The following is a 7,804-nucleotide window of genomic DNA, read 5'->3' on the forward strand; positions in this document are numbered from 1 at the left end:
GCTCGGTCGGCTCGTCCTGACACTTTAGTCTACCGTCTTAGTCCCCCTATCGGGTGACACGACACCACGACTAACGCGCCACGACTTCATCCAGCAAACGTTGTGGCTAATTTTGAAAAAGATGTATAGAATAAGTATAATATTGATTCTTGGACTAATTGCTTTTGGTTGTAATAACAGTCAACCTGTTAAAGCTCCAATTCCTGAACTTATGAAACCAGATTGGAATGGAATTGATACTTCAGTACTTCCTATTAAATTCGGACACTGTTTGAAATTTAATTTAGATAGTATACAAAGAACTGCAATTGTGATTGATTTCAAGGAAGAGGGAAGCGGAATTTGGATTGGTCTGTGTTTTTTAAATAATGACCAAATATTCGGAAGACAAATACCTAGCAGTATAATTAATCCAGATTGCCTTGATTTGCTAGACTTATCTTATTTACATATTAATGCACTTGAAAACTTTCAGATTATTGAAAGCTATGATATTAATAAAGATAAAATAGGAATTGGTTCTGTTAGTCCAGTAACAAGTTTATCTGAATTAAATAGGGACTATCTCCTAGGAATTGAACAAAGGAAAAAACCTCAGATTCCTTACAACAAAAATTTAACAGGAATTAATGTTGTTCGAGAATGCTATTTTAATATCGAAAAAATAAAAAACTAGCCACAACCCGCTGGAAATAAAGCATGGCTGGTTTTGCTCGTCCTGACGCCTTAGTCTACCGTCTTAGTCCCCCTAACGGGTGACACGACACCACGACTAACGCGCCACGACTTCATCCAGCCAACGTTGTACACAAGCATATGAGAACCATAATATTAATAGTAGGACTTCTAATTGTTTATTGGAATTGTTATGCTCAAAATGATACAATTTACCTTGAAAAAGAATACATAAAATTAAATGACAAAATATTTAATCAAATTAATTCTAAAGGGGAAAAAATTGGAGATTGGATCGAGTATGGACTAACAGAAGAAGTTTACAATATTGAAATTGTACATTGGGATGGAGATACTTCTGCAGGAATGGAAACAATTAATTATAAATATAGGCCTCTTGAAGATGGAGAACATTGTGGTATAAGCATTCCAATATCTAAAGGTATCGACACAATAAAATCATATTCTGAATGTGTCTACAATGTAATTATCAATAAAATTCCTAAACAGAAATATTATATTAAAGCATCAGGACATTATATTGATGGACATAAAGACGGTAAGTGGAATTACTTGCATGAAAATGGTGTCACAAAAAAAGTAATTCATTATTCAAAAGGCATACCAAATCAGGACTTTCAATTATTTGCAAAAGATAAATCATTAATGATGGAATTTAGGAAAATAAGAGATAATGAATGGGAAATAATAAAATATACGAAAGAAGGTTTAATCAAGGAGATAATGAAACTCGAAGAATTTAAAACAATATATGAATAAATGCCAGTGTACAACACGCTGGAAATAAAGCATGGCGCGGGTTGCTCGTCCTGACACCTTAGTCTACCGTCTTAGTCCCCCTAACGGGTGACACGACACCACGACTAATGCGCCACGACTTCATCCAGCCAACGTTGGTAAGCATTTCACACATTTCACAAAAGACATGATTAAATCATTAAGGTAACATGCAGATATATAGTGGAATATAAAATAAAACGTTAGTTGTAAACTACGCAAAAAGAATATTTGGATTGCTTTAAATTTGATACAAATACATGAATATATATTATAAAATACTGATTGCTAATATTGGAAGTGAGAATGAAGTTCCACCTAGGATGAAAAGCAAGAGGGAACAGGTTCAAGCTCTTATATATCTTTTAAACACATGTCATTTCGCTAATTTATTCTTTATTCATGTTCTATTATACTTATGCACATTAATGATTGGGAAACCGATATCTCTTTATTTTCTTGTGGTTCTGGATACAATTTTGCTTGTAATTTCCTTAATTATTCACTTTTATTATTTGATAACCAAAGGATATTATAAAAAGATTTCAAGAAAATATGGTAATGACATGAATATAAGGAAAGTCGGTAAAAAGTACTTCACTAATTATCTAATAATGACATTAATACTTTTTGTTCTTGTTGTTGTTTTCTCAATAACTAGAAGTATTATTTTAAAACAGTAATAATATAAAGTATCCATGGTAGGTATGTTGGAAAGTTTAAATCTATTCTGGATTTGTACTCTTTATTGTTTGAAACAATTATGCCTGCTAGACTATTTTTCACAAGAGAATCGTTTATGTTAAAGCATACTAGTAGGAATAACGGGGCCCAACAATAGCTCATAAAGCATAAGTGAGTCGACTAATTTTGGTCGGTTCTTAGCTTCGGCTGGCAGCGCCAAATCGTTGATTTGGCTTTTGAAATAAAAAAGATAAAAACAAATACAACGCTTTGGCTCGGTGAAGTTCGAGAGTGAGTCTGGTTAAATTTCACTTACGCTTCATAGCCTAGCCGTTGCCAGCAATTGGGTACGTTAAAGGGACATTCTTTACAAAGTTAAAGGGACATAGTTTACACTTTTTAGGACGAAATTTGATTTAAAAATCAGATTGCCATGCCTTGGAAAGACACAACGATTATGGAACAGAAAATTGAATTTATTTGTGAATGGCGAACCGGTAAATATTCCATTTCGGAACTTTGTAAGAGATTTGTCATCTCCCGTCCAACGGCTTACAAAAACATCTCCCGATTTGAGGAAGATGGTTATGAAGGATTACGGGAATTATCAAGAAAACCCAGAGGCATACACCCTAATGCCACTAATGAAAAAGTGGTAAATAGGATACTTAAGCTGAAAGAAAATCATAAGCTTTGGGGTGCCAAGAAAATATGGAAACTGTTGTATAGTGATTTCCCCGGAGATGCTATGCTAACTGTTTTGATAGTACATAATATCCTCAAAAAACATGGTTTAGTTAAGCCTCAAAAACGTCTGCGAAGAGTTAAGCCCATTACAACGGGTTTGTCTGTATGTTGCAATGGGATTGTTAATTCAAAAAGAGCGCATAAAATCAAAACTGAATTGAAATTATGCGCTAAAATGTTCAGAATTTTGAATTCTTTAATACAAACTTTTAATCTTCTCCATATTCCTCTTTATTAACTTCTGCGTTGTTCGCGCATAATGTTGGGTGATTTTAATATTAGAGTGACCAAGAGCTTTTGATACTACTTCTATTGGAACATCATTTTCTAACAAAACAGTAGTTGCAAATGTATGTCTGGCGGAATGAGAAGAAATATTTTTGTCTATTCCGCATATATCTGCAATTTCTTTTAGATACTGGTTTGTCTTTTGGTTGCTGATTACTGGTAATAACATTCCCTTTTCTGTAACGTCAGGATGGTTTTTATATTTTTCAAGCAAGCGCTTAGCTGCATCAAGTACTAAAACGGTACTTAATTGACCTGTTTTTGTGCGCTTTTTATTTATCCAGGTATCCACGTCATTTTCTAAAGAAAAATGCTTAGATCTTAATGTTTTTACATCAGAAAAGGCTAAACCGGTAAAGCAACAAAACACAAATACATCTCTAACTTGCTCAATTCTTTTTATTGTAATCTTTTTATTGATGATTGTTAGTAGCTCTTCGTTAGTAAGAAAAACAGGATCTACAGGCTCTAATATTAATTTAATATTTACAAATGGGTCTTTCTTTATCCAATCGTTACTTAGCGCAATCCGAACAATTTTTTTAAAGTTTTTAAGGTATTTGACTGTTGTATTATGCGAGCAGTTTCTTACTGTTTTAAAGTATAGTTCGTAGTTACTAATAAAGTGAGGGTTGATTTGATCTAACGGCATATCTTCACGCTTGTACTGCCACTTAATAAAGTTTTTTGTATGCATAAAACTAGTTTCGTAGCGTTCGACTGTATCTTCAGCGAAATCTATACCTATCAGTTTTCGTGCATTTTCGTTATGTGTCTTAAATATTTTGAGGATTGTGCGCCGATCCTCTTTTTTACCAACTATATTCTCTTTTATCAATTCAGATGTTAATTCGACATCTTGCATGGATAGGTAAGTTGTGGTAGCCTCAATTTTTTTGATGGTTTTCTCTATTGCAGCATTAATATCTTCTGCAGATGTTGATTTTCCCTTAACGCGCTGTTTGGATTCATTCCAGAGGTCTGGAACAACACTCTTTTTTAAGCCAAATTCAGCTCTCACCTTATTCACAGTTATACGTACGAAGATGGGTGCATCACCGTTTTTAAGAAGTTTAGATCTTTTAATGTAGAACAAGATCCATGTGTCATTTTCTAGCTTACTCATAATGTTTAAATTTTGATGTAAAATTATACCTATGAGTTCATCAAGAAGGAATCAAAAACTAAGACATAGCAAGCATTACAGCGCATTTTAGATTTTTTCGAGGTGGACTAAAATCGTGAAATATAAGTCCACCTGAAGTCCACCGCGAAATATGCTTTGTTCTGCTTTTTTGTGCACACATTTGCGCATTAAAAAACCCTGTAAGTATTGACTTACAGGGTTTTGCTTTAAATTGCTTTCGCTTTCAGCGGAGAGAGAGGAAAACGAACTATAGATCTATTTTGCCTATTCTCAGTGCTTTATGTCGGTGTAATTTAAAGTCCTCGGTAAGTCCTCGGCACAAGGTTCAAAACACGACTGTTTTTACATGCTCTGTAATGACCTCTATTGCTCAAATATAATGTTTTATATTGGATTGGTGATAACCTTTTAAATAGAGTCCGGTTAAATGTCCAAAAAATATGCAGTTGAAAGAAAATCAAACTCAGCTTATAAATATCTCCTGATAATACTCCTCAATAATGGCAATATCTTCATCTGTAAGTTCATCAAAATGATTTTCTTTCTTTTTCTTAGATAATCTTCCATTACTTTGATTTAATAGCTTAATAAGTAGGTCTACTTTTGAGTTTGGTAGATTATAGAAAGAGTTAATTCTATTCGTTAAATTATCATACTTTTCCAGGTAATTGATTTCGTCTGGAATAATCTTATTAATTGTTTCTTCAACACATTCGTAAAGAAATTCCGCCTGAGGCGTTAAATCAAAGTAACGATACAAATCAGCGGTATCATTTAATATTTTTATATTATGATCGGACGTAGGCTCCCACTCAATTAAATCGATTCTTTGAGATGAAAAATCTTCTAATACATCCTGGTAATCACTTATCCTATTTAAAATGGCAGATGAAACAGGGAATATCATATCTCGTTTTGTATAGCCCATCCATGTCAAAATATGATGTATTAAATACCTGTGTATCCTTCCATTTCCATCAGAAAGCGGATGGATAAATACAAACCCAAATGCAATAGTTGTAGCCGTAAGTATTGGATCGTAGGTGCTATTCTGAAGAAGATTGTTAGTGTTTAATAATCCATTCATCAATGAGTTGAGATCCTTTGCTTTAGCAGATATGTGATCGGGTATAGGTGAAAACGTTTCACGATCATGTTCTCCAATAAAGCCTTCTCCTTGCCTTATACCCATGTTTTTTAATTTCTTTGAGCCAATAACAACATGCTGAAGGCGTTCTATTTCAGATAGAGTCAAAGGTTTTTTGCCAGCTTGTCCTATTGCTTTACCCCAATTTCTAGCTCTCATATTTGGAGGATATTCTCCTTCTATGGCAAAGGAGGCCTTTGAATCTTTTAATAGCAGGAATGCAGCTGTTCTTTTTATAAGATCCTTATCCCTATTGTCCAGTCCGTTATCAATTGACTCTCTAATATTAGAAGCGATATATTCTTCTAGTTTTTCGCTTTTTCTAATCAAAGGGCAAAATTCAGGTGTGCCAGGTAAGTTATTTTTTATTCGATGTCTGGTAGAGTTTTCTGTAGGTCCAGGATACTGCTGGCTGGGATTTATTAATTCAGCATAAGTGCCTTTTTTTAAATCAGGTATATCAAGTTTAACTCCTAATAGCCATTCGTATAAGAACCAAATTTTTCTAGCGTATTGTCCGGTTGGTTCACTTAGTATAAATTCTGTAATTTGCTTTTCACCAATATATTGAAATATTGACTTTAGAATTAATAAATCGATTCCTTCGTGTTTTAAAGCAAAAACAATATGACTAATTAGATTGTCATTGGGTTTGTGTCTTTTGGTAAACACTTGCCAATTTTCTGTATTATATCTTTGATGTTTATCTGTAATGATGGAAAGTTGCCTTGGAAGAGGCAATGTGATATTTGTATTTTCTTCTAGTTCTTGAAGTAATAAAGCATAGCCAGCTAAGATTCCCTCTTCAGGAAGTGTTTGACCGTGAAAAATGCTTACCTTTTGTGAAAAACGATTACTCATGCCTCTTTAGTGTGAATTTTGGTTACTAAGATAATATGAAAAACAATTACTTCTTGTGAAAAACGATTACATTTTATGTTGTATCGTGAAAAATAATTACTTTTTATATCACTTTGGTATGAACTACTGCTTTGAGTTGTCTTCTATTTTGTGATAAAGAGGCTGCTAGTGGTTATATACTAAAAATGATACATAGATATATACTAAAAATGCTTCAGAATTGGTTTGTTGCAGTATTTAATTATGCTTTCTCCTTAAATGTATCATGTATATGAGATGAATCGTTTGTACCCTATCGGGTATAAATAGACCAATATGGTTACAAATTATACCCGAACGGGTATTTTAGATGCAATTACAATCCTACAAACTCTTCCTTGCTGATATCCAAATGTTCCAGAATAATCTCCAACTGCTTGTGTGTATAATAATGTGCTCTCCTATTTCTGGCTAATAAATCGAGTTTGGAAGTTAATTCTGGTGATTGTTTTATTTCTTTCCTTAAGAATTGCATGGCAGAAGTTGTATTTGAACTTTGTGGGTATAGTTTTTTAGCTAAATCTTGTTTTAATATTGTTCGGGGTAATATCATCCTATTGCGTTTAATATTATTCTACTTCATTTTGATGGCTGTAAAATTATATTATTAATCACAAAGTTAACGACTTACAGCTGTGCCAATTTCGGACACTGCTATGCCAATCACTACCAGATAGAACATTTTTTTTGTCTTCATACTCTACAAACTCTAAAAATCACCTTAAAAGCATTTAAAATATACTCCCATAAATGAAGCATTTTCACCATTTAATAATAGCTGTTGTTTTCATATTGGTGGAGATTTATGTCAAGCACTATTGATACTGAGAAAAGCATCCTAAATGTACCCTCATAAATTTCGCAAGCATTCAAAAAGCACTCTAATTATACCTTACAAAATGGACAAAGCTTATAAAAGCAAGTGCAATATATTCTGGATATAGTCTGTATATACTATGAAAGTACTCTGAAGCATAAAGAAGCACTCAAAAGCTATCTGTTTATTGTTATAGATAGTTCTTTTGAGCCTGTTTTCGCAAGTTTTTCAGTACATTTTGCCATGATTTCCCAAAAGAAGTTCTTATAACAACTCAAATTCTTCCTGACTGATACCAAAATGTTCCAGGATCACCTCCAACTCTTTGTGTGTATAATAATGTGCTCGTTTATTTCTTGTCAACAGATCAAGTCGGTTATTTAATTCCGGAGACAGTTTTATTTCTTTCCTGAGTAGCTGCATCGCTGCATTTATATTTGAGCTTTGTGGATATAATTTAATGGCCAAATCTTGTTTCAATATCGTTCTTCTAAATATCATTTTAATGAGTCATTTTTGCATTTTTCTGATTCAATTATAGAGAAATAGAATGCAATTTCAAAAGGAATGTAGAACATGGTAATAAATAGTAATAAAAGTA

Annotated in this window: 7 protein-coding genes; 3 read left to right on the forward strand and 4 right to left on the reverse strand. The window is 33.1% G+C overall.

Annotated elements, in window-relative coordinates; translation table 11 throughout:
* The first annotated feature begins 121 nt into the window (after window positions 1–121).
* The 3 genes from KEM10_RS23040 to KEM10_RS23050 all read left to right on the forward strand — a co-directional run bounded on the left by KEM10_RS23040 (window position 122) and on the right by KEM10_RS23050 (window position 3,142).
* Complete coding sequence (locus tag KEM10_RS23040) at window positions 122–676, forward strand: hypothetical protein (protein ID WP_212220470.1); 555 nt, start codon at window positions 122–124, stop codon at window positions 674–676.
* Window positions 677–816: 140 nt separating this feature from the next.
* Window positions 817–1,455, forward strand: a complete 639-nt coding sequence (locus KEM10_RS23045; RefSeq protein ID WP_212220473.1) for a hypothetical protein — start codon at window positions 817–819, stop codon at window positions 1,453–1,455.
* A 1,135-nt stretch (window positions 1,456–2,590) separates the two neighbouring features.
* Window positions 2,591–3,142 (forward strand): helix-turn-helix domain-containing protein, encoded by a 552-nt coding sequence (locus tag KEM10_RS23050; RefSeq protein ID WP_212220476.1) that lies wholly within the window; start codon window positions 2,591–2,593, stop codon window positions 3,140–3,142.
* On the opposite strand, the gene KEM10_RS23055 is transcribed toward KEM10_RS23050, so the two are convergent.
* From KEM10_RS23055 to KEM10_RS23070, 4 genes are all read right to left on the reverse strand, one after another.
* On the reverse strand, window positions 3,101–4,318 hold the full coding sequence (locus KEM10_RS23055; RefSeq protein WP_212220479.1) for a site-specific integrase: 1,218 nt from the start codon (window positions 4,316–4,318) through the stop codon (window positions 3,101–3,103). The two genes, KEM10_RS23050 and KEM10_RS23055, sit on opposite strands and share 42 nt — an antisense overlap.
* Window positions 4,319–4,802: 484 nt before the next feature.
* Window positions 4,803–6,347, reverse strand: a complete 1,545-nt coding sequence (locus KEM10_RS23060) for a Fic family protein (RefSeq protein WP_212220482.1) — start codon at window positions 6,345–6,347, stop codon at window positions 4,803–4,805.
* Window positions 6,348–6,702: 355 nt separating this feature from the next.
* Window positions 6,703–6,939: a DUF4248 domain-containing protein gene (locus KEM10_RS23065; protein ID WP_212220485.1), complete on the reverse strand. Its 237-nt coding sequence runs from the start codon at window positions 6,937–6,939 to the stop codon at window positions 6,703–6,705.
* A 528-nt stretch (window positions 6,940–7,467) separates the two neighbouring features.
* Complete coding sequence (locus KEM10_RS23070) at window positions 7,468–7,704, reverse strand: DUF4248 domain-containing protein (RefSeq protein ID WP_212220488.1); 237 nt, start codon at window positions 7,702–7,704, stop codon at window positions 7,468–7,470.
* Window positions 7,705–7,804 lie beyond the last annotated feature (100 nt).

Origin of the sequence: Carboxylicivirga linearis, assembly GCF_018271995.1 — a bacterium.
Taxonomy (GTDB): Bacteria; Bacteroidota; Bacteroidia; order Bacteroidales; family Marinilabiliaceae; genus Carboxylicivirga; species Carboxylicivirga linearis.

Coding starts and splice junctions, on each gene's coding strand:
- KEM10_RS23065 (WP_212220485.1), bottom strand. CDS start 6,939: ATGATATTACCCCGAACAATATTAAAACAAGATTTAGCTAAAAAACTA.
- KEM10_RS23070 (WP_212220488.1), bottom strand. CDS start 7,704: ATGATATTTAGAAGAACGATATTGAAACAAGATTTGGCCATTAAATTA.
- KEM10_RS23050 (WP_212220476.1), top strand. CDS start 2,591: ATGCCTTGGAAAGACACAACGATTATGGAACAGAAAATTGAATTTATT.
- KEM10_RS23040 (WP_212220470.1), top strand. CDS start 122: ATGTATAGAATAAGTATAATATTGATTCTTGGACTAATTGCTTTTGGT.
- KEM10_RS23060 (WP_212220482.1), bottom strand. CDS start 6,347: ATGAGTAATCGTTTTTCACAAAAGGTAAGCATTTTTCACGGTCAAACA.
- KEM10_RS23055 (WP_212220479.1), bottom strand. CDS start 4,318: ATGAGTAAGCTAGAAAATGACACATGGATCTTGTTCTACATTAAAAGA.
- KEM10_RS23045 (WP_212220473.1), top strand. CDS start 817: ATGAGAACCATAATATTAATAGTAGGACTTCTAATTGTTTATTGGAAT.